This is a genomic window from Mesorhizobium sp. SP-1A (genome assembly GCF_032460275.1).
In the GTDB taxonomy this organism is placed as follows: domain Bacteria; phylum Pseudomonadota; class Alphaproteobacteria; order Rhizobiales; family Rhizobiaceae; genus Mesorhizobium.
Window position 1 is genome coordinate 1,059,209 of sequence record NZ_JAVXZD010000002.1, and the last position, 20,360, is coordinate 1,079,568.

The window sequence follows — 20,360 nt, forward strand, 5'->3', positions numbered from 1 at the left end:
GCAAATGATCGTGGACGTCCTTACTCATCGAAACCATCTATCCGCAGCCGAACGTAAAATCGCAGAGCTTGTCGGCGAGCAGACATCGCTCATTCGTCGGCGTGAAATTCTGACAAATGAAGTCGGACTTGCGAAGGGGCGTCTCGCGAACAAATCAAAAGTCAGCGATTTCCTCGAACAATTGCAGGCTGATGCCAATGCCCGTCTCGTCTCGAACTATGAGATGTTGCTTACTGCCCTCGTGACCGAAGTGCTTCCGAACGAAGCACCGATTGGCCTCGATCTCCAGATTGAACGCGGCCAGCCGTCTCTCGATATCGTTTCCAGGCGTTCCAACGACCGTTCTGAGGATATCTACGAGGATCAGGGCGGAGCGCTTACCAACCTTGTTTCTCTTGGCCTTCGCATGATTGGCGTCGTTCGTTCGGGCATGAATCGTTTTCTGCTACTCGACGAAAGCGATTGCTGGGTCGCGACAGAACGCGTCCCAGCTTTCTATGGTGTGGTCAAGGACGCTGCGCGCAAGATCGGCGTTCAGTGTCTCGCTGTGTCTCACCACGACGTAGCTACATTTAATGACGGCATCTCAATCGCAAAGCTCTCTGGTCATCCAGAACACCCAGAAGGTGTCCGGATCGAAAACAATCCTCGTCCTTATCAATGGACGAATGAGGAAACGGGCATCCGATGGATTCGCCTGAAAAATTTTCAGGGCTATGTTGATGAAACTCTCCACCTGACACCTGGCGTGAATGCTCTCGTCGGCACCAACAATATCGGCAAGAGTTCGTTTGTTCGCGCTTTCCGCGCTGTTTTCTACGGTGAGGCGCGCGACAGTCTTATTCGATGGAGCGAACGCATGTGCACCGTAGAAATCGGTATGGCAGGTGGTCGTGTTCTGTCTTGGGACCGTCAGGCAAAGCGTAATCCAATCAATCGCTGGCGCTACCTTGAAGCTGACGGATCTCTTGTGAGCGAAGAGTTTAACACTGGCGGCCGCACGGTTCCTGATTGGATCATGTCTGAATTCAAGATCGGGTCTCTTGAAGGCATGGACATTCACGCCATCAAACAAAAAGAACCAGTCTTCCTACTGAATCAGCCTGCTTCCAAACGCGCTGCAGTGCTGTCTATTGGCCAAGAAGCCAGCCACATCCGCACGATGCTGACCCTTCATAAGGACCAGTGTGCGGCCGACAGTGCACGGGTAAAGGAAGGCGAAGCTGAAATGGGCGTTCTGCTTAGTCGCCTAGAGAAGCTGTCCGCACTGCCAGAGTGTCGACTGCTGGTTGAAAAGGCGAGCCAGCTCCTTCAGCAATTCCAGACCACTGCCGAAGAGACATCGAAATTGGAGCTTGCAGCCGATAGTCTGAACAAGGCGGTCGCAGTCAAAACGTCCATCATCAGGAAGCTCGACGCACTGGCACAGCTACCAGACGCTGAAGCTGTCCGAAAAATGGAACAGCAGGCCTCGACGATCTCTAAGCTTGAGGGGCTTGCAGACGCGATTTTGGCCTCCAGTCAGAAGGTGTCCTCGAAGCGAGCCGTTCTTAGTGCCCTTGCTGACCTGCCTGCGAATGGGCCTGCACTTATTAACAATGAACGCCTCGTCAATGTTGCGCAAAATATCGAATCCAGTTCGCAACGCATTGCTCGTAACAAAAAGGTCGCCGAGGCTTTGGCATCACTGCCTGCTGTCGCACCGGAGCTTCATGACATCCGTTCCCTGAACTCAGCGCTCTCGACCATCGTGTCGGCTACAAAAACCATCGAACGCAATTCAAGGACGTTGGCGATCCTGCAGCATCTGCCTCAGGCAATGCCGGGGATCATCAGGAATGAAGAAGCCATCAAATGCGGAAAGGCGCTTCGGGATACGCGCATCTATGTAGGGAAGGTCAAAGAACGGAGTGCAATTTTGGCCTCTCTTCCAGACGCAATGCCTCAGCTTGCCGACAATAAGGTTCCTGAAGATCTCCTGACTTCAATCGGGAAGGCGTCGTCGCGGGTTCAAGCCACAAAGCAGAAGCTGGCACAGACCGAGATCGAGATGAAGAATGTAGAGAGCGAGCTGGAAACGGTTGTCGGCTCGATGGGCCACACTTGCCCACTTTGCCACAGCACTATTGGAAGCGCGGCTTCCCTGCTTGGCCACAGCCACACGGAAGAGCACGCACATGACTGAAACCTATCGTGAAGTGGAAGGCATCCTTTTTATCGGAGATCCGCACCTCAGCTCCAAGAAGCCTGGTCGACGCAAGGACGGAAACTTCAGTGCGACGGTTCTCAAGAAGATCGAGTACGCAATCAACATCTGCAATGAACGCAGGTTCGTACCCTGCTTCCTCGGCGACATGTTTGATGACGCTGTTGAGAAGGATGAATCGCTCAAGACAAAACTCATCCGCATCCTGCGACAATGCTGGACGACACCAATCTCGAATGTGGGCAACCACGACAAGGTCAATGACACACTGACAGATTCCGATACGCTGGCGATCATCGCAGAAAGTGGCGTTCTAAACGTCTGCACCAAGGCAGGGGCGTTCGAGACGTTCAAGATCGGCGACAAGATTGTAGGCCTCGGAGCGACACCTTACGGCCAGAGCTTCCCAACCGACGCTCGCCCATTCTTCGGTCAGGTGGACCAGATCGTTTGGCTCACCCATCACGACGTCGCCTTCGAGAACCCTTATCCGGGATCGGTGGCTCCTCAAGCGATCATCGGCTGCAAGCTGGTCGTGAACGGCCATATGCACCTGCGCAAGAACGTTGTGAGGGTAGGGGCGACTGTTTGGTTTAATCCAGGCAACATCATCCGCCAGCATGTCGACGCCATCGATCATGAACCCGCCGTCTTCGCATTGACGGCCAAGGGAAGCCTCGAAAAGTTCGTGATCCCGCATGAGAAGATCATCTTTGACCTCACGGGCAAGCTGATCGATGCTATCTCGCCAGGTGAAGCACCGACTCCAGAATCGAACAAGGATTTCGATAGCGCCTTCGTAAACCTTTTGAACGCCAACAGCTCCATGGAAATGGCCAAGAGCGACGACGGCTCGATCCTCCTTGAAGACATCAAGGACAAATTCGAGCGAGAGAAAACCTCGGTCGAGGTCCAAGACATTGTTCTCGGCCTGCTATCTAGGACCGTTAAGAATGAGAAACAATTTATCGCTGAAGTGAAGGTTTGAGAGCCGTCAGGCTTACGTTTTGCCGCAAGACACACTATGTATGCACAGGATCGCCTCGAAAGGGAGAATGCAATGAGAATCTCGGATGCTATTAAAAAGAATTCAGAATCGATCCGTCAAATGGGTCGAAAGGCTATCGAAGAAAGCAAGAAGAAGGGCGTGCCAGCCTACTATGTAGAAAAGGGCGAGGGAAAAACTATTACTCAAGAAAATCCAGACGGGACAAGAGTTCACATCGAGGGAGAGGAAGAGGGGGTGCAAAATGGAGCACGAATGGGAAGATGAGTTATACTGCGTAATCCTTGCAGGTCCGAACGGATCAGGTAAATCGACGATTGCCAAGGAAATTGAAACGCCTGGAGAATTCATAAACGCTGACCATATTGAGGCGGCCCTTAAAAGGGAAGGTAACCCCAATGCTGGGTCTATTGCGGCGGGCAAAATAGCTATAAAAGCAATAAACAATAAGATCGAAACCAGAAAATCGTTCACGTATGAAACAACCCTAAGCAGCCATCAGTCTATGAATGTAATAAGGAGTGCAAAAGATCACGGATACACCGTAGATCTTCTTTTTGTCTGCGTAAATTCCACTCTCCTCAACGTCAAGCGAGTTCAGAGCAGAGTTGAACAGGGTGGGCATGATATCCCAATCGAAGCCATTACACGAAGATATGACAAGTCCTTTTCAAATCTGTCTCCAGCACTACAGCTTGTTGATACTGCTCTTATTTATGACAACTCGGGCGAAAGCCCTCAATTGATTGCCCACGTTGAAGACAGAATGGTCATAGCTACCAACTTTGAGGATGGGAACGAGCTACACGAAAGAATTTTCGGCATATTAAGAGATAATTTTGAAATCACTTCAGATGCGAAAAAACCGGGACCAAGATGATTATTCATCAAGCCCTTGACGATTGCGCATCAATCGATGTATATTGTAGAAAGAGCTAAATAGCTCAGGAGAAAAGGTATTCAGATGCATTCCGTGCGCGCTATCGCGATTAATACCATCAACGTCACCGCCAATATGGCGGGCGGACGTGGTATTGTCGTGCGCTCAGCACAGAAGGGTGTCGAAGTAGGGATTAACGCGAGGTAGCAAAATCCCCAAGGTTCTGAAGAACCAAGGCCCCTTCTGGAAACGGAAGGGGCCTTTTCTTTTTGGCCTCGGGGAAAAACGACAATGGACGACGACGGTAACGGGGCGGCGGTCACTCGCCGCAGACACCAAGCACTAACCAAATTTTCGGACGCCTCAAAAGAGGCGAACGGGGAAGTATTGCGCCATAAGCTAAGTCGTTGAAATAATTATATTTTTTTGATTTTTGTTGTTGACTTACGTTTTTGGCCAGGCTAACTTAGTAAACATGAACGACGACCGACGACGACGACGTTCACTACCGCTCTCAACCGAGGGCATGTTCTTTGACATTGATGGAAACGATAAAATCTCGCGAATGCTTCTGCTGAGATTTGTGCTTAGCGCCAGATAGATTGGCTGCTTCGTGCATAAAATGAAGCAAGGCATTCGCATATTTGGGTGTAGCTCAGTTGGTAGAGCGCCTGGCTGTTAACCAGGTTGTCGCAGGTTCGAACCCTGCCATCCAAGCCAATTTTCACTTCAGGTAAACCTGAAAGCTCGCGGATATTGATTGTCGCGGCGAGCGGAGAATTCGCGTCCTTAGCTCAGCTGGTAGTAGCGTCTCCTTTACACGGAGAATGTCGGCGGTTCGATCCCGTCAGGACGCACCAAATTGCAATTGAGAGGAGATGGAAATGCAAAGAAATGAGGCTTCGGCAGGACGTAAATCGGGTGAAAAGCTCGTTCGTGCATGTCCAGTTAGTGTTCTAAAACAGCCAGTTAGGAAGTTTGAAGATACATTTAGCGCCGAGAATGTCGTGCTTGAGAAATTCTTCTCGCGCAACAGATGATCTATAACATTTGAATGTCGATAATTGCGGGTATAACTCAGTGGTAGAGTGTCACCTTGCCAAGGTGAAAGTCGAGAGTTCGAATCTCTTTGCCCGCTCCACGAATTGCCTTCCGAACTGGTCCTTGACGGGCGGCGATTTGAGAAACAACATCAGGACTATGGGGAATTAGCTCAGTTGGGAGAGCGCGTGCTTTGCAAGCATGAGGTCATCGGTTCGAACCCGATATTCTCCACCAGAATTTGTAGCTCATTAATGGGCGAGGGGAGCGACATGCCTTAAGGGCGGCTCAACGTAATTATGCGAGGAATCTATCAGGTACGCGGGAGAAAATTCCACGGTTGGGGCAGATTACAAATGCGGGTGTAGCTCAATGGTAGAGCAGTAGCCTTCCAAGCTGATGACGAGGGTTCGATTCCCTTCACCCGCTCCAGAAATTCACTGAATTTGACGTTTAAATACGTCACACGAAACGCGGAATGGAGCAGTGGTAGCTCGTCGGGGTCATGACCCGAAGGTCGTTGGGTTCGATCCCCACTTCCGCAACCAGATGTCGGCCTTCAACCGAGTGTCGACATATTCCGCTCCCGTTAGGGATGCGAGACGCCCGAAATTATTAATGGGCTACCGTGGTCAGAATGGCCTAGACTTTGGGGCGTGGAGAGCAACGCCTACAGAATTTGCTGGAAACGGCAACCAAGTTATCGCGGAGTGGAGCAGCCAGGTCAGCTCGCTAGGCTCATAACCTTGAGGTCGTCGGTTCGAATCCGACCTCCGCAACCAAGCTTGGGAAATCGCGAGTAAAGTAGCCCTGCGGCGGTTCGAAACGTCTGCGCAGTGTGTGAAATAATAAGCGGTTTCCCATTCTTCAAAAAGATGGCGCATTGATTGCGACGTCGATGAGACAGCGGCATTCGTTGCCGCGTAGAGGCCCGTAGCGATTACCACGGATGTACTGGGATCAATCAGGCCTCGAACCCTTTGGCAGGATAGAGCAGCCAGATAGCTCAACCACTTCGGCCTCACGGCCATCGATCATCCCGATGCGCAAATGCGTCGGAGACTTTACTGCCGGATGCTCCAACTGGGTGGGGTGAATCCATAAGAGAACCTGGGCGCGGCCTGTCGGTTCCAAGGTAGGTTCGATTCCTGCACGGCGGTAAAGTCATTCACTCATATGGGGCCATAGCTCAACTGGGAGAGCGCTTGCATGGCATGCAAGAGGTCAGCGGTTCGATCCCGCTTGGCTCCACCATATTCCGCGATGAAGCGCCACTACAGGCGATCTCGCATCATAAATCTGTCGAAGGCCCAATCGATGGGCAGCCACCAGAGGATTCCGTGAGGAACTCGGCCGATGAAATCTAGCCCCTCACCAGGGCGGCGAGATCATCAAATGGTCAGTGGGGTGGAAGGTAGCGAAAAAGGAGCTGTGGTGGCTCTTGGTGCAAATCCCGCTCGGCAGGCCAATTCGGGTTCGTAGTTTAGTGGTAGAACGTCGCCTTGACATGGCGAAGGTCGGAAGTTCAATCCTTCCCGAACCCACCACGCAGTTTAACAGTTTGCGCGCATAGCTCAGTGGTAGAGCACTGGTCCGATAAACCAGCGGTCGGAAGTTCGAGCCTTCCTGCACGCACCAGAATTGATGTCAGTGTAGCTCAGCGGTAGAGCACGCGCTTGATAAGCGTGTGGTCGCAAGTTCGATCCTTGCCATTGACACCAGTTATCAAAGTTTTGGCAGTATAGCTCAGTTGGTAGAGCGGCGGACTCATAAGCCGTAGGTCGATAGTTCAATCCTATCTACTGCCACCAAAACATCGTTTCCACCATCAATGTCCAGATGCTGCAGTAACTCAGTGGTAGAGTACCTTCTTGGTAAGAAGGAAGTCGAGAGTTCGATCCTCTCTTGCAGCACCACATTCCAAAACCTCCATTGCTATATTTTCTTCAATTAGTATTAATTGGGTTATGGCCCTAATCCGTAGTGACGACTGCAGGGCATCATTAGACGCCTGAGTCGACGGAGGTTTTCTCCTGTTTTATCAGCTCGATATGGGTTTGGTGAGATACGATTGTTTCTCAATCTACCGACTGGCATAACTCATAAAAGGCGGGAGCTATGGCTCGCCTTTTTATTTTAGACATGATGTAACTCGCCTGAGAATATGCCAATCTCCTGCAAATGTAGAGGAGTTGTCATGAAAGTCGATAGGAGCAAACCATATTTCGAGGTTGATTACCCGCACCGCGTCCGGATCACCCACTATCCGAGCGGCGACACCTGTCTCCGCCATAAATGGATGGTCGGGAAAGGCAGCAAGAAGTGGGAGGACCAGCTAAAAGCGTTTTTCGAGAAGCACGGAGATGTCAAAGTCATGGCCAATTCGAGAGGGCAGTTGATCGGCAACGTCGACGACTTCCCGATTCAAGGCGCTTCTTTTAAGGTTGGCGACATTGTCATTCTGCAACATGGCGAACTAGGTGAATATGCCGAGGAAATCGTCAAAGTTGTTCCTACCGAAAATGCGTGGGCAGATTTCGGCGATTTTCGCGAACATTATATTCTGAAAAATGGCGATACAGTCTATTGGGATGGGGGCGGCGACGCCTGGATGTCGACCATTAAGCACTCACATCGACAGAGAGTTCGAAAGCAAAGAGAAGGCGATCCAACCGAAACTCTGGAAGACCTTCTAAACACAAGGAACTCGTTCCAAATTTAAGATAACATCAGGCCAGAGTCGAGCTAGCCATCCTTACGCGAGCTTTCGGCAGTTTGATAATTCAGGCTGCCTAACATCAAAAAGTAGCTCACCTGTAGATCCGTGAATTTCCAGTAACCTGTCATTACCGTTTTCTGCCTGCGCGTACTTCAATCGTTTTCCATTCAGCTTCAACAACCAGCCATCATTTTTGTATTTATCGCCATCTAGGTCATTCATCGGGTCGGAGACGGCAAAGGTCTCCAACATCTTGCGGCCATCGTCAGTGAAACTGTGATTAGCCTTGTTGAGATAATCGGCAACAAACACTCGAAGGAAGATGGGATCAAATGCACGTCTGCCGAAACCAGGGCTTTCAACATTCGCAGACATCAAACACAAGGCCGCCTCAGCCGTCATCCCGCTCTTATAGACACGCTTTTGGGTCAATGCGTCGAACACATCCGCAATAGCGATCAAACGAGCAGAAACTGGGATATTCTCGCCCTTTAGGCCATGATAGCCAAAGCCGTCATAGCGCTCATGATGGTATTTTGCGACGTCTCTCCAAATCTGGGGCGCATCGTCGCCGAGCAAAACGCTTCCGTCCGATGCATGCCGCTGCATGATCGTTCGTTCACTGTCGTCCAGCTTTCCTGATTTGTTCAAAACCGCATCTGGGGTCGCCAGTTTGCCGATGTCGTGCCAACGAGCTGCATCGTTCAAAGTAGCCACATAATCCACATCAAAACCCACCGCATGAGCCAACACCGTCGCAAAGCGCGCAACGCCATCTGAATGCAGCTTCACATCCTTGCGGACAGCCGTTTCCCGTGCTTCAAGCCAGGTCAAACGATCTGCAAAGGAAATCCCACGAGGGATCTCTCGCATAAGCGCGGTAATATTCGACGATGTCGACATGAGCTAAACTCCACCATTCGAATTCAATGGTGAAGAGCGCCCACGAATGGCACAAACAAAAAGGCTTCCAACCAGGACGCGCCCTTACAATCCTTAAATGTCAGGTGCGGTCAGATACGAACGCGACGACGAGTACCAGTTGTATAATCGACATCAAACGTAGCTCCGCGTTGCAAGATCATCAGAGGAGCATGCATCGGGTAGCTTGCAGAAAGACCCCACTTCTCGCGATATTGTGCAGGCGTCATATTAAATGACTTGAGGTGGGCGGCCAAGTCTTTCACCTTCCTACCGTCCTCAAGACATACAATTGACTTCATGGAAATCGTTTCTTCAAGAGACGTCACATTCCTCGGAAGTTCGTGCCCATTGATCATGGGGCGGAGCTTCCGAGCACGCCCGCGAGGACGTGGCGCGGGTTGGACGGTTGGTTCCGCAATCACAGGCGCTGGAGAGATATCTCGCGGTCTTATCGATACAGGAGCAGCAGAAGGGGCCTGAACAGGCGTTACCCTTGAGACCGTAATCCCCTCTGAAGCCAAAAAGCGCCTGAATTCAGTTTCAGCGGCATCAACGACTGCACCCGAACTGTCCGATGCCCTGTTTGCAAGTTCAAAAGCATTGTCAGCTTTTGAAAGGATTTCCATACTCAATGAAGCGAGAGAATCATCACTCACATTGTTACGAGACTTGTAAGCGTCTAAAAATCTGAGTGTCGCACCCACAACCTGCTGATTAGTAGGTTTCAAATTCCATGAGCCGATATGAAGCCCAGCCATCTAAGCCTCCTGAGTTAGTGATTTAGATCTCTATTGCATTTTGCCCATTTCATATCAAGCAAAATCGCCGGCGTTTGGCAATGAGCGTTATCAAGTTATCCTTATCAAAGAGAACGAAACACTAGAAGGCAAAACCAGATGTCCCACGACACGAACGATACCAGCGCTCAGATTTTGCCTGAAGCCGATATCATGCAGCTTCCTTTTACCGATTTATATATGACTATGAGTGAAGCTCATCTGCACGTTCCAACCCGATTTCGACCAGACCCAACTAAGGTCAAAGAAACTGGTAATTACATTGTTCCCCGAAAATACCAGCCTGCGATTAACAAAATTCGCAATATGATTAGGGAAAGAGAGGAGGACGATGGCACTGTTCAATACAGCGCGCTCCGTCTCAGATACTCTCGATTTAAGGCAGCTGAAGACATGGAATGGGCCGCCGTCCGCGCTGTTCCCTTGGATCTTCCTGACCTCGATCACTTGAGAATTAATGCAAATCTGCTGAAAGATATCCAGGGATGGGGCAGGCAACGGGGATTGGTTCTGGTTGGTGGACGAACTGGCGACGGGAAAACCACTACCTCCGTAGCAGCGCTAAAATATTATCTGGAGAAATTCGGCGGCTTAGCAATTACGTGTGAAGATCCTGTCGAGTACCAGCTTCAGGGCGCTATTTCTGAAAAAGGATATTGCCTCCAAACTGAAATTAAAAATGAAGAAGATTGGGCTAAAAGCATTCGAGGAATTATGCGTCGACGCCCAGAATATATCTTGATCGGTGAAGTCCGCTCTCCTGAGGCTGCAGAACAATTGCTTAAAGCAGTGACAAGCGGACACCTTGTCTTCGCTACCATTCACGCAGCGTCGGCGGCCGACACCGTTCAGGCGATCCTCCATCTCGCTGAAAACAAGCTCGGTCCCGTGGCAAGGAGCATTCTTGGCGACCGTCTTGTTGGCATTCTTCACCAGACTCTCAGAACTGACGGCCCGCATATCGATGCGGTCATACCAACTCAGCTCAATAAGGAACAGATAAAGGCAATTATTGTAAACGGAGAAGTAGGAAGCCTGAACGACAACCATGTCACTACATTCAAGCCCGTTCCTACCAGGTAAAGTTTCTGTTTGACTTTCTCAATGCGCTCAGGCAGGAATAAAGTCATCCCTCTTGCGGGATAAAGGGTAGAACAAATGAGCGCAATGCAGATCAATTCGGTCGGGATTTATGATGGCGGGACAGCGATGCTCCCGGCAGGTGAATTCCTGCGCTCTGATTTGGAATACTCTTTTGGTTGAAGGGACATCGTCCGGTTCGGCCAACTAGCCGGACAAAATACTAATTCTTGGTGTTCTCCGGCTACAGATTTTTACGGGGAATATCATGATCTACGAAAACAGTTATCCTGCCTTACTTTTAAACGCCGACTTCAGCCCTATCAGCATCTTCCCTCTGAAGACGCTGACGTGGCAGGAGGCAATTCGCGGCCTGTTTCTGAACAAGCTCGTGCGCGTGGCAGAGTATGATGTCGAGGTCAAAAGCCCCACTTCATCTGTTCGCCTGCCAAGCGTCGTAGCCCTTACGCAATACAAAAAAGTTCCGCATTGCGTCGCGTTTTCCAGAACCAATATCTGGCTGCGCGATCATGGTCGGTGCGTATACTGCAACAAGGACCTGACGACCGCCGAACTGACGTTCGATCACGTGATGCCAAAGTCGCGGGGTGGCGACACGAGCTGGGAGAACATTGTTTGCGCTTGCACGCCATGCAACCTGCGCAAGGCGAACAGGACGCCAAAGGAAAGCAAAATGTTTCCTGATCCAACGCCGCGCAAGCCAACTCAGTTTGAATTGGCTCGCAACGCAAAGAAGCTCATCAGGAGCAGTCCGGCACCCAAAGATTGGATCGATTTCCTCTATTGGGAATCAGAGCTGGAGCGCTAAAAATGGAGAAGCCCCCAATTGGGGGCTTTTTCTTTATCTAGAGCAAGGGCATGCGCTTCGGAGCGGAAGGAGTATTCAGCAATCGCCCCAGCTCTTCCAAGCGCCGATTTACATCCTCATCGGTTGAAAACTCAGTCGTAGAAACTGGTGCACCGCGAACGACCGCACGGCGCTGTGTGGCAACGCCCTGTGTTTGAGCAGGTGCAGCAGTACGAGGAGCCGTCTCGACTTGCTGGCGGCGCTCAGAGAACCCAGGAAGATTGATTTCGGAACCAAGAGCCACAACTCGATCTACCATCTGAGCATCTGACTGAGCAAACTCGCGGGTGGCTGCGTCCAGGGCAGACATCATGGTCTGCACGTCGTGTTCAAGGCGCTGATTGACCTGCTGCAGATGACGAATTTGTTCCGTGGCCGTCTTGTATTTGGTGTTCACTTCTCGAAGCTGTACCAAAGCAGCATCTCGCTCCTCGCGAGTCTTGGTGATCTGCGTAACCGCCGCCGTCAGGTAGGACAAAATCTTCTCACGCTCTTTTTGGCCGTTCTGAAGAACGGTATTCAGCGTCTGGACGAAACGGTTGGTATTATTGCTGACGGTCATTTTGGCTCCTTAATTAAGACTGTCTTCGATGAGATTGAGAAAAGAGATCGATTTAGGCGATGTCAGATTTGGCTGATTTCCGACTTCGGCACCTGAATTTGAGGCAAGCAGAAATGATTCCAAACGAGTTTCGAGGGAAAGTTCGCTTTCACCTGGAAATTTGAGGGTAAGTACCTTGACCAGGCCTTCATGAAGTTCTGCATATTTTTGCTTAAGACTATTCAACTGAGCTGACAAATTCTGGACTTCGAGTTCGGCTGAAGAACGAAATGTTCGCTCCTCAATCAGCTCCTTAGTCGCCTTGTGAAGTTTCTCCGAAACACCATCAATGGCCTCGGACATTTTCTCGGCCGAGTTTCGACGAATTTCCAATAGTCTGGAAATCGCAACTTTAGCAGCATCAGAAGACTGCTCAGATGGCATCTTTTCGCTAACAAGCGGTTGCTCGATCAAGAGAGCGCGAGACATTCAGGGATTCCTTTTCACCCTTTAATTGTGCCTACATTAATAAAGGGAAGTCAACTAATTTTGCTGGAAAATCCCCCAAACGGAATCTTTAATCCCAGAGATAAATTTCTGGTGGGCCGCCAATTCTGAAGGGGTCGGCTGGATGGCCCCACGAGATGGGCGGAAAATCCGATTATGATTTACACTAGAAGTGATTGCTTCGATCTCAGTGGCCTCCTCGGCGACGTCGAGATTTAGCTTATCCAGGCCCATAAGCTTGACGTAAACGCGAGCCAGCAAGGTGGCATCGATCAATGCGCCGTGGAGTGTACGATCAGTGTTATCCACACCATATCGAAGGCAGAGATGATCAAGCGAAGCCTTTTTACCTGGTTCCTTTTCACGAGCAACTCGCAGCGAGTCGATAATCTCGTTCTGAATCGGCTTCAAGGAGAGGCGGGCGCATTCTTCATTCAAAAATCCCATATCGAACGACGCGTTATGGATAACCAAGGGAGCGTCGCCGATAAATTCAAAGAAATCATGATAGATATCCCTAAAGCGAGGGGCATCCTTCAGCATTTCATCTGAAATCCCGTGAACCGCAAATGCGTCAGGGTGAACTTGGCGAGGATATGGGTTTAAATATGTGTGGTAACGGCGGCCTGATTCTAGATTGCCGATAACCTCAACCGCACCAATTTCAATGACACGATCCCCGTCCTGATAGCTAAGACCAGTCGTTTCCGTATCTAGAGCGATGAATCGCTTTTGCGGCGCTTCAGACATCATTTTCCTTTCAGTAGTCAATATTTACTGTAATATCGAACGTGGAATAAAGTATCTGTCTGGAGAATGCGTTGTCAACGAATTTAAACAATAAAAGCCGTTCCAAGTTTATTGGAATTATGTGGGCGTCGATTTGGATTTTCGCGTGCTCCTTGGCGTGGAAAGGTTCCACATTGTCTGGTGGCAGCCATTCGGCAGAAGCCGAACAATTGGCCTTCACCGTAGGCCTTTATAATCACCTCACACTGAAATGCGTACTACATGCTGCAAATTTGGCTGACGCATCCATTCGCGCTGAAATTGCTGACTATCGGCCGACAGCTCGGTATCTCAAAATGAAAGAAGACAGGGCCATCAAGGAATGGCATAAGGCCGGGTGCCCTGACCGTGCTCTTGTTGGAATTTCCTATGGAGTCATGAAAATTGCTCGCGAGGACCTTGCCTCTCGAAAGATTGCGAAGAGGAAGTAAAGTGGTCCGAATAACCGAGGCGCAAGCCAAAAAACTTGGAATAAATCTGGGCAAAAAATCGGCCTCTGGAGAAAAGAAACCCACCAAGGCAAAAGGGCGTTCACGCGCAAAGAGATGTGAATACGATTTCGAACCAGTCGAATTCACTGTGAGGCTGGACCACGATCCCAAGCCCAAGGAACGCCCGCGCACGGTTGTAGACCGCAATATTCTCCACAGCTGCTTTCTTGCCGCCCGAGGCAATGTCGGAGCATTTATGGAGATGGTGAACAAAAAGATCAGCCGCACCTACACTCCCCAGGCCACCCTTGATTACGAACGGCTTGTTGCTGACCACGCGAAAATTGCCATGGCTGGGAAGGCGATGTTCTACTGCCCCGTTGAAACCAGCCTGATTTTTGTCCTTAAGGGTGAAGATGACATTTGGCCGACGTCCAGACTGGACGGTGACGCTGACAACCTTGAGAAGTCAGTGCTAGACGCGTTGAACGGCATCGTATTTGAAGATGACAAGTTGGTCGTCAAAAGCATTCGTGAGAAGCGCTGCGGCGCAGAGCCTTGTGTTCACATCAGGATCGCCCCAGCCAGACCCTGAGGCGATCCTGATTCTTTATCGAGCGAAGCCTGAACGACCTGCGCGCTTCTTTGCCTTCTTGCGTCCGAGATCAGCAGTCGTTGCAGTCCCAATTTCCTGCCATTTGAATTCGCATTCTTCCATGAAGCTCGACGGGCCACCCACCTTGGCCTTCTGATGAGATCCTCCTCGACGCCACGCAAAGCTGACATCGAGACCGTGACGAGCGCGCGTGAAGGCCACATGAGCCAAGCGACGCTCCTCTTCCACACCGCCGCCTGCAGGGCCATTCCAGCGGTCGCCAGCTTTACCTCTTCGACCTTCTTCCATAGCGCGAGCATTAGGCATAACGCCGTAATCGAAGGCAGGGCAGAACACATAATCGAATTCCAAGCCCTTCACAGAGTGCATCGTGGAAAGACGCACTTTCCCCATCAGATCGACCATGCTGCGGTCAACTTCAGTCAGAAGACTGAGGTCTTCCAAAAACTGGATCGCATCCTCATAGCCATCGGCCAGTCGATGAACCGCCTCGACGTTCTGAAGGCGCTTGTCGCCATCGGACTGGTTTGAAAGCCATTCCATGTAACCAGTCTTCTCCAGGCCAATCGTGATGATGTCATGCGTGTGGTGGCACCACTCACCTTTCTCTGCCAAGATCGCGAGAGCGTGCCCCAGCGAAGCTGCGCCATCGCGAACGTCCTTGCGCAGTCCGACACCCGAATTGACATCAGCCGCAACGATGCACGCTTCGTGGAACGGTATGGAGCGGGCGAGCACGAGGTTTGTGATCGCTTCAATAGCAGCGGTCCCGAGACCTCTGGTCGGACGGGAGGCAACACGAATGAACGAGAGGTCGTCGAACGGGTTCATGGCCATACGGACCATGGCGATCACGTCCTTGACTTCCTCACGATCCAATAGGGACGAGCCACTAGTGACAACACTTGGAACGCCCTTCCGAAGGATCGCCTCTTCGTATGGAGGTATGACGTAGGCCGAACGGAACAGAACTGCGATTTCATGCGGAGGGACCCCGCCGTCGATCAATTCCTTGATGCGCCCAGCAATCCAGGAAGCCTCGCTTATATCGGTTGCATGACCCGTCGACCGAACCGCTTGACCAGAACGATGAGATTCCAGAACCTTCGGGGTCGAACGGCGATTGTAATCAACGATGATGTTCGCTGGCTCCAATATCTGTTGAGTGCAGCGACGATTGGCCTTGAGAACGAAGCGACTAGCGGTCGGCCCAACCATGTCACTCATTGCACCCGTATAACCGCCCTGGAACCCGAAGATGTTTTGATCTTCGTCGCCAACTGCAGTCAGACCGCCATTATACGAGGTCAACAACCGCACCCACTCAACCTGAACCTGGTTGGCGTCTTGCGCCTCGTCCACGAGCATATGCGAGATCGCAGAGGCCTCAGCCTGAAGAATGTCAGGGTTCCCTTTGAGTAAGGTGACGACCTTCAAGATCAGGTCGCCGAAGTCTACCATATTGCGCCGTTCGAGTTCGTACTGATACGAGCTATAGGCGACGGCCATCTGCTCTTCTTCAGGGCTACGTGCCTCGCGAGCCGGATCGGATGCCTCTACATCGGACAACCCCCATCCCTTCCAAAGCGAAACCTGACGCAGTGCTCGCTCAGCGAAGTTGCGAAGACCAGCGTCATAATCCTTTTTTAGAACCTTGATCTCAGCCTCTGTTGCATCTTCATGCGTGATAAATGGACCGAATGCCCCGTCAACGACAGCAGCCTCAATCATCAAGGCCTTTGCCTCGTCTTCATCAACAATCATGAAGTTGCGGCTCTGCAAGCCAGCCAACTCTGAATATTTACGGAGAATTTTTGACGATAAACTATGGAATGTTCCGATCCGCAAACCTTCGGCCGCAGAACCGACATGCTTTTCCACACGTTCTTTAAGCTCCTTCGCCGCTTTCTTGGTGAAAGTGACTGCCATAATTGACGAAGCGGGAATTCCGCGAGCAACTAAAATCGAAATTCTGGCCGTAAGGGTTGTCGTTTTGCCCGTACCTGCACCGGCAGAAATAAGCGAAATTCCTTGTGGCGCAGCGGCTGCAGCAGCCTGGTCGGCATCGAGTTTGCCTGTGATTTCAATGATTCTATCTTCGATTTTCATTCAAAAACTCCAAGTGCCAATTAGTTGACAAATATAAGGGGAATATGTCAAGGATAAAGAGTTCTCGACTGGCGCGTCAGGAATTTGTATCTTTATTCGCCAGCCGCAATAAGAGGAAATAATGCAGGAAATTTTTGCCCATCTACATGTCCACTCTGATTTCACGCTTGCTATCGGCGCGAGCAAGGTAAAGGCGCTCGTAGCGGCTGCAAAGGCCGCAAAAATCCCGGCTATTGCCATGGTTGACGAAGGCAATATGTACGGAGCCATGGAATTTTCGCAAGCTGCCGCAGATAAGGGCATTCAGCCAATTATCGGTGTAAAGCTGTGGTTTGATAACGGCATGAATACGAAGGGAAGCATTATTCTTCTGGCTCAGAACGAAAAGGGCTATGAGAATATTTGCCATATTTTGGCTCAGTCGCACCGTCCTCGCGAGGGCAACGAGGGTGGCATGGCTATTATTCCTGTTGAGGTTATTTCCGGAAATACCGAAGGCGTCATCGCCCTGACAGGCGGCGTTGATGGTTGCATTCGCACTCTATTGTTGAAGGGCCGCGACGACGACGCAGAACAGCTCCTGAACTGGTTGCGGTACGAATTCTGTGACCGTATTTATATCGAAATTACGCGTTTCGGCGACGAGACTGCAAAAGACATCGAAATCGAAGAGAAGCTGATCAATTTCGCCTACAATGCTGCGGAGTTTGAATGCTCTGACGGGGTCGTCCGCAATTCTGTTCCGCTGGTTGGCACTAGCGAAGTCTGGTACGCAGAAAAGAAGCGGCACGACGCCTTTGAAATTCTGAATGCCGTTACGAACAAGAGCGTCGTTAATATCGAAGGGGGCGTCATCACCGCTCGTAGCGACCGTCGATATCACATCCGTAGCGTCGACGAAATGAAGGCACTTTTTGCCGACCTGCCAGAAGCTTTTGAAAACGCGGCTGCCATCGCGCAACGTTGCGCCTTCAAAACAAGCGGCCGCAAACCGATTCTTCCTCCTTTCCAGACACAGGGCGGCCGCTCTGAGGGTGAGGAAATGCGTGTTCAGGCTCACGAGGGTCTTAAACAACGTCTGGCATCTGTTGGCATGGCAGATGGCTACACCGAACAGCAATACATTGATCGCCTTGAATACGAACTCGGCATCATCGAGGGCATGGAGTTCCCAGGCTACTTCCTTATCGTTTCGGACTTCATCAAGTGGGCGAAGGCCCATGGCATTCCTGTAGGTCCTGGACGTGGCTCGGGTGCTGGCTCGCTCGTCGCATACAGTCTCAAAATTACCGACCTCGATCCGCTTCGCTGGGGCCTACTGTTTGAGCGCTTCCTCAATCCAGAGCGCGTTTCGATGCCGGACTTCGACGTCGACTTCTGTCAGGATCGTCGAGGAGAAGTGATCCAGTACGTTCGCGAGAAGTACGGTGACGATTATGTTTCGATGATTGCCACCTTCGGTGAAATCAAATCGCGTACCGCAATCAAAGACGTCGGTCGCGTTCTGAACTCGGACGAACACGGCACCTATAGCTATCCTGAAGTGGATGCTCTCACAAAAATCATCCCAAAGAAGGGGCCAGAACCGAAACCGCTCGCTGAAGCTATGGAGGACGAAAATGATCCAGGCTTCCGCATGCTCGTAAACAGCTCGGAAAAGAACAAGTTGCTGATCCAGAAGTCGATGCAGGTTGAAGGCCTCTATCGAAGTCAGGGAACGCACGCTGCTGGCGTGATCATCACTGGACGTCCAATGGACTCGCTGGTCCCGGTCGGCTGGGATAGCCAGTCAAGCATGCCTGTATGCCAGTTCAACATGAAACACGCTGAGAAGTCTGGCCTCGTGAAGTTCGACTTCCTTGGTCTGAAGACGCTCTCGGTCATCCGTGAATGCCTTGAGAACATTGAAAACACGACTGGTGAAAAGATCGACCTCGAACAAATCGATCTCGGTTGCCAACAGACTTACGCAATGCTCGCCGAAGGCTATACCAACGGCGTATTTCAGTTTGAATCTGATGGAATGAAAAAGTGGTTCCGCGCCCTTAAGCCGAGCCGCTTTGAGGACTTGATCGCGCTTGTGTCGCTGTATCGACCAGGTCCGATGGACATGATCCCACACTTCGTCGACTGCAAGAACGGTAAGGCAACGCCGCATTACCCGGAACCTGCGGATCAAACCAAGCTCTTTCTCGAAGAGACGTTCGGCATCATGGTCTACCAGGAGCAGGTCATGCTCGTGGCGCAGGTAGTCGCAGGCTATTCGCTAGGCGGCGCAGACATGCTTCGTCGCGCTATGGGCAAGAAGATTCCCGAAGAAATGGCTGCTCAGCGGAAGACCTTCATCGATGGTGCTGTCGCGAAGGGCACGCCTGCCGAAACAGCCAACGCTCTATTTGACACCATCGATAAGTTCGCAGGCTACGGCTTCAACAAGTCGCACGCAGCCGCTTATGCGCTGATTGCGTACCAGACGGCGTGGTTGAAGAAGCATTATCCGGCGCAGTTCATGGCCGCACTCCTGACCTACGAAGACAAGCCTGAAAAGATGGCCAAGGTTAAGGAAGACATGGACGCGTTCGGCATAAAAATGCTCATGCCGTCCATCGACCTGTCGAGCGCTCGTTTCAAACCTGAGAAGTTTGGTGATGGCTTTGGCGTCCGCTTTGGATTGGCCGCGATCAACGGAATTTCGAAAGACCTTTCGATCCTGGAAAACGCTCGTAAAGATGGTCCGTTCAAGAGCCTGACTGACTTCTACTCACGCGCTGGTACTCAGTTCAACAAGGGGCAACTCGAACGTCTGGTTGAGGCTGGCGCTTTTGATGGCAAGCAGTTCGCCAGAAACCGCTATTGTGCTGCGAGCATCCTCGCCTACCTGTCCAAGGGTGGTAAAAAGACAAACGCTGCTCAAACCGATCTATTTGGCGGAACGCTGGAACTTGCCTTCCCGAAGGAACTCAACGAGAAGGTCGAATGGGGAAACCGTATTGATCGAGAGTTCAACGCTGTTGGCTTCTATTTCGGTGAACACCCTCTCGACACCTATGAAGCTCGCCTTCGCAAGGTGAAGGTAAAGCGCAAGGCCTCGTTGGCGCGCTGGATGCAGGAAAACAACGCTGCATCCCTGAAGAACAAGCGTCTTGCTGGCCTCGTCGAATTCATCGAGCGTAAACAGACCCGCAATGGAGATCCATTTATCACGGCCAGAGTTGCCGAAAAGAATGATCACTTCTACGTCCGATTCTTCATGAGTGATGAAGACAGCGAGCATCTGGACAAGGTTCGACAGACCCTTGAGAACGCCAAAATAAGCCGTCGACCTGTCATTATCGTGGCGAATCTTTCCATTCGATCTGACGGCGGTGATCGTGAAGATATGGCAATCTGGGGGAACGCTGTTCTCGATGCAGACGAAATTCTAGTCAGCGAGCGAGGCAAAATTCGCGTAAAAATCGACGCGGATCAGATCATTCCTTCGATGGATGAGCAGAAGCAAATTCGCGACATTAAGGAAAAGCAGACTCAGGGTACTATCTCGACGGAAGATGCAGAGAACGCAATCGCTGAAGTCAGAGCAGCGGGTACGAGGCGCAAGACTGAAACATTGACCAAAATGCTGGGTCGAGTTCGGGCCGATGAAAAGGAATCTGCGACGCAGATCGTTCTTACTACAATCGTCAATGGAACTTCGACAGACGTCCTGCTCGAAGGCAACTACATGGTCGATCTGTCTGTCGAGAACGCCATTAAAGCCACGGACGGTGTCGTATCTGTCGGAGAAGCCATATAACGATGCCATATCCGCATACAAATAAAAAAGGCGGCTCCTCAGCCGCCTTTTTT

The 20,360-nt window shown here is 51.1% G+C and carries 17 protein-coding genes and 13 tRNA genes; 24 read left to right on the forward strand and 6 right to left on the reverse strand.

All coding sequences use genetic code 11. The features are described 5' to 3' along the window. Window positions 1-4: 4 nt before the first annotated feature. The 19 genes from QU595_RS14255 (at window position 5) to QU595_RS14345 (ending at window position 7,855) form a co-directional block, all read left to right on the forward strand. Window positions 5-2,185 carry an AAA family ATPase gene (locus QU595_RS14255; RefSeq protein WP_315923015.1) on the forward strand — a complete coding sequence of 727 codons (2,181 nt, stop codon included), beginning with the start codon at window positions 5-7 and terminating at the stop codon, window positions 2,183-2,185. Further along, window positions 2,178-3,194 (forward strand): metallophosphoesterase, encoded by a 1,017-nt coding sequence (locus QU595_RS14260; protein WP_315923017.1) that lies wholly within the window; start codon window positions 2,178-2,180, stop codon window positions 3,192-3,194. The genes QU595_RS14255 and QU595_RS14260 overlap by 8 nt, the downstream gene beginning before the upstream one ends. A gap of 72 nt (window positions 3,195-3,266) precedes the next feature. Beyond that, complete coding sequence (locus QU595_RS14265; RefSeq protein WP_315923018.1) at window positions 3,267-3,479, forward strand: hypothetical protein; 213 nt, start codon at window positions 3,267-3,269, stop codon at window positions 3,477-3,479. Then, window positions 3,457-4,092 carry a zeta toxin family protein gene (locus QU595_RS14270; protein WP_315923020.1) on the forward strand — a complete coding sequence of 212 codons (636 nt, stop codon included), beginning with the start codon at window positions 3,457-3,459 and terminating at the stop codon, window positions 4,090-4,092. The genes QU595_RS14265 and QU595_RS14270 overlap by 23 nt, the downstream gene beginning before the upstream one ends. 644 nt (window positions 4,093-4,736) lie before the next feature. After that, a tRNA-Asn gene (locus QU595_RS14275) sits at window positions 4,737-4,812 on the forward strand. 63 nt (window positions 4,813-4,875) lie between these two features. Further along, window positions 4,876-4,952: transfer RNA gene (locus QU595_RS14280), tRNA-Val, on the forward strand. A 24-nt stretch (window positions 4,953-4,976) separates the two neighbouring features. Further along, window positions 4,977-5,132 carry a hypothetical protein gene (locus QU595_RS14285; protein ID WP_315923022.1) on the forward strand — a complete coding sequence of 52 codons (156 nt, stop codon included), beginning with the start codon at window positions 4,977-4,979 and terminating at the stop codon, window positions 5,130-5,132. 26 nt (window positions 5,133-5,158) lie between these two features. Continuing rightward, window positions 5,159-5,233: transfer RNA gene (locus QU595_RS14290), tRNA-Gly, on the forward strand. Window positions 5,234-5,294: 61 nt separating this feature from the next. Beyond that, a tRNA-Ala gene (locus tag QU595_RS14295) sits at window positions 5,295-5,370 on the forward strand. 121 nt (window positions 5,371-5,491) lie between these two features. Further along, window positions 5,492-5,565: transfer RNA gene (locus QU595_RS14300), tRNA-Gly, on the forward strand. A 40-nt stretch (window positions 5,566-5,605) separates the two neighbouring features. Next, window positions 5,606-5,681 (forward strand) — tRNA-Met (locus QU595_RS14305). A gap of 156 nt (window positions 5,682-5,837) precedes the next feature. Continuing rightward, window positions 5,838-5,915 (forward strand) — tRNA-Met (locus QU595_RS14310). A gap of 396 nt (window positions 5,916-6,311) precedes the next feature. Beyond that, window positions 6,312-6,387, forward strand: a tRNA-Ala gene (locus tag QU595_RS14315). 218 nt (window positions 6,388-6,605) lie between these two features. Then, window positions 6,606-6,680, forward strand: a tRNA-Val gene (locus QU595_RS14320). Between the two features lie 16 nt (window positions 6,681-6,696). Continuing rightward, window positions 6,697-6,771, forward strand: a tRNA-Ile gene (locus QU595_RS14325). Between the two features lie 8 nt (window positions 6,772-6,779). Further along, a tRNA-Ile gene (locus QU595_RS14330) sits at window positions 6,780-6,854 on the forward strand. A gap of 14 nt (window positions 6,855-6,868) precedes the next feature. Continuing rightward, a tRNA-Met gene (locus tag QU595_RS14335) sits at window positions 6,869-6,944 on the forward strand. A 30-nt stretch (window positions 6,945-6,974) separates the two neighbouring features. Beyond that, window positions 6,975-7,049 (forward strand) — tRNA-Thr (locus QU595_RS14340). 281 nt (window positions 7,050-7,330) lie between these two features. Continuing rightward, window positions 7,331-7,855, forward strand: a complete 525-nt coding sequence (locus tag QU595_RS14345) for a hypothetical protein (RefSeq protein ID WP_315923024.1) — start codon at window positions 7,331-7,333, stop codon at window positions 7,853-7,855. A 33-nt stretch (window positions 7,856-7,888) separates the two neighbouring features. Here the strand turns inward: QU595_RS14345 and QU595_RS14350 are convergent, their stop codons facing one another. Further along, window positions 7,889-8,755: an HD-GYP domain-containing protein gene (locus QU595_RS14350; RefSeq protein WP_315923026.1), complete on the reverse strand. Its 867-nt coding sequence runs from the start codon at window positions 8,753-8,755 to the stop codon at window positions 7,889-7,891. 110 nt (window positions 8,756-8,865) lie between these two features. Then, the gene (locus QU595_RS14355) at window positions 8,866-9,534 is read right to left on the reverse strand and encodes a MucR family transcriptional regulator (protein WP_315923028.1); all 669 of its coding nucleotides are present in this window, start codon (window positions 9,532-9,534) and stop codon (window positions 8,866-8,868) included. A gap of 138 nt (window positions 9,535-9,672) precedes the next feature. Between QU595_RS14355 and QU595_RS14360 the strand changes: the two genes are divergently transcribed. Both QU595_RS14360 and QU595_RS14365 read left to right on the forward strand, forming a co-directional pair. Next, window positions 9,673-10,656 carry an ATPase, T2SS/T4P/T4SS family gene (locus QU595_RS14360; protein WP_315923030.1) on the forward strand — a complete coding sequence of 328 codons (984 nt, stop codon included), beginning with the start codon at window positions 9,673-9,675 and terminating at the stop codon, window positions 10,654-10,656. 265 nt (window positions 10,657-10,921) lie between these two features. Then, window positions 10,922-11,482 (forward strand): HNH endonuclease, encoded by a 561-nt coding sequence (locus QU595_RS14365; RefSeq protein WP_315923032.1) that lies wholly within the window; start codon window positions 10,922-10,924, stop codon window positions 11,480-11,482. Between the two features lie 37 nt (window positions 11,483-11,519). Here the strand turns inward: QU595_RS14365 and QU595_RS14370 are convergent, their stop codons facing one another. From QU595_RS14370 to dnaQ, 3 genes are read right to left on the reverse strand one after another with little or no spacing between them, the layout of a single operon-like run. Further along, window positions 11,520-12,083 (reverse strand): hypothetical protein, encoded by a 564-nt coding sequence (locus QU595_RS14370; RefSeq protein WP_315923034.1) that lies wholly within the window; start codon window positions 12,081-12,083, stop codon window positions 11,520-11,522. A gap of 9 nt (window positions 12,084-12,092) precedes the next feature. Next, on the reverse strand, window positions 12,093-12,551 hold the full coding sequence (locus tag QU595_RS14375) for a hypothetical protein (protein ID WP_315923035.1): 459 nt from the start codon (window positions 12,549-12,551) through the stop codon (window positions 12,093-12,095). 54 nt (window positions 12,552-12,605) lie between these two features. Further along, the gene (dnaQ, locus tag QU595_RS14380; RefSeq protein WP_315923037.1) at window positions 12,606-13,319 is read right to left on the reverse strand and encodes a DNA polymerase III subunit epsilon; all 714 of its coding nucleotides are present in this window, start codon (window positions 13,317-13,319) and stop codon (window positions 12,606-12,608) included. A 71-nt stretch (window positions 13,320-13,390) separates the two neighbouring features. Between dnaQ and QU595_RS14385 the strand changes: the two genes are divergently transcribed. Both QU595_RS14385 and QU595_RS14390 read left to right on the forward strand, forming a co-directional pair. After that, window positions 13,391-13,789: a hypothetical protein gene (locus QU595_RS14385; RefSeq protein ID WP_315923039.1), complete on the forward strand. Its 399-nt coding sequence runs from the start codon at window positions 13,391-13,393 to the stop codon at window positions 13,787-13,789. A gap of 1 nt (window position 13,790) precedes the next feature. Beyond that, complete coding sequence (locus QU595_RS14390; RefSeq protein WP_315923041.1) at window positions 13,791-14,384, forward strand: RusA family crossover junction endodeoxyribonuclease; 594 nt, start codon at window positions 13,791-13,793, stop codon at window positions 14,382-14,384. Window positions 14,385-14,399: 15 nt separating this feature from the next. On the opposite strand, the gene QU595_RS14395 is transcribed toward QU595_RS14390, so the two are convergent. Then, window positions 14,400-16,514: an ATP-dependent helicase gene (locus QU595_RS14395; protein WP_315923043.1), complete on the reverse strand. Its 2,115-nt coding sequence runs from the start codon at window positions 16,512-16,514 to the stop codon at window positions 14,400-14,402. 121 nt (window positions 16,515-16,635) lie between these two features. On the opposite strand from QU595_RS14395, the gene dnaE reads away from it, so the two are divergent. Then, a complete protein-coding gene (dnaE, locus tag QU595_RS14400) occupies window positions 16,636-20,307 on the forward strand; it encodes a DNA polymerase III subunit alpha (protein ID WP_315923045.1) in 3,672 nt (1,223 codons plus the stop codon). Window positions 20,308-20,360: the final 53 nt, after the last annotated feature.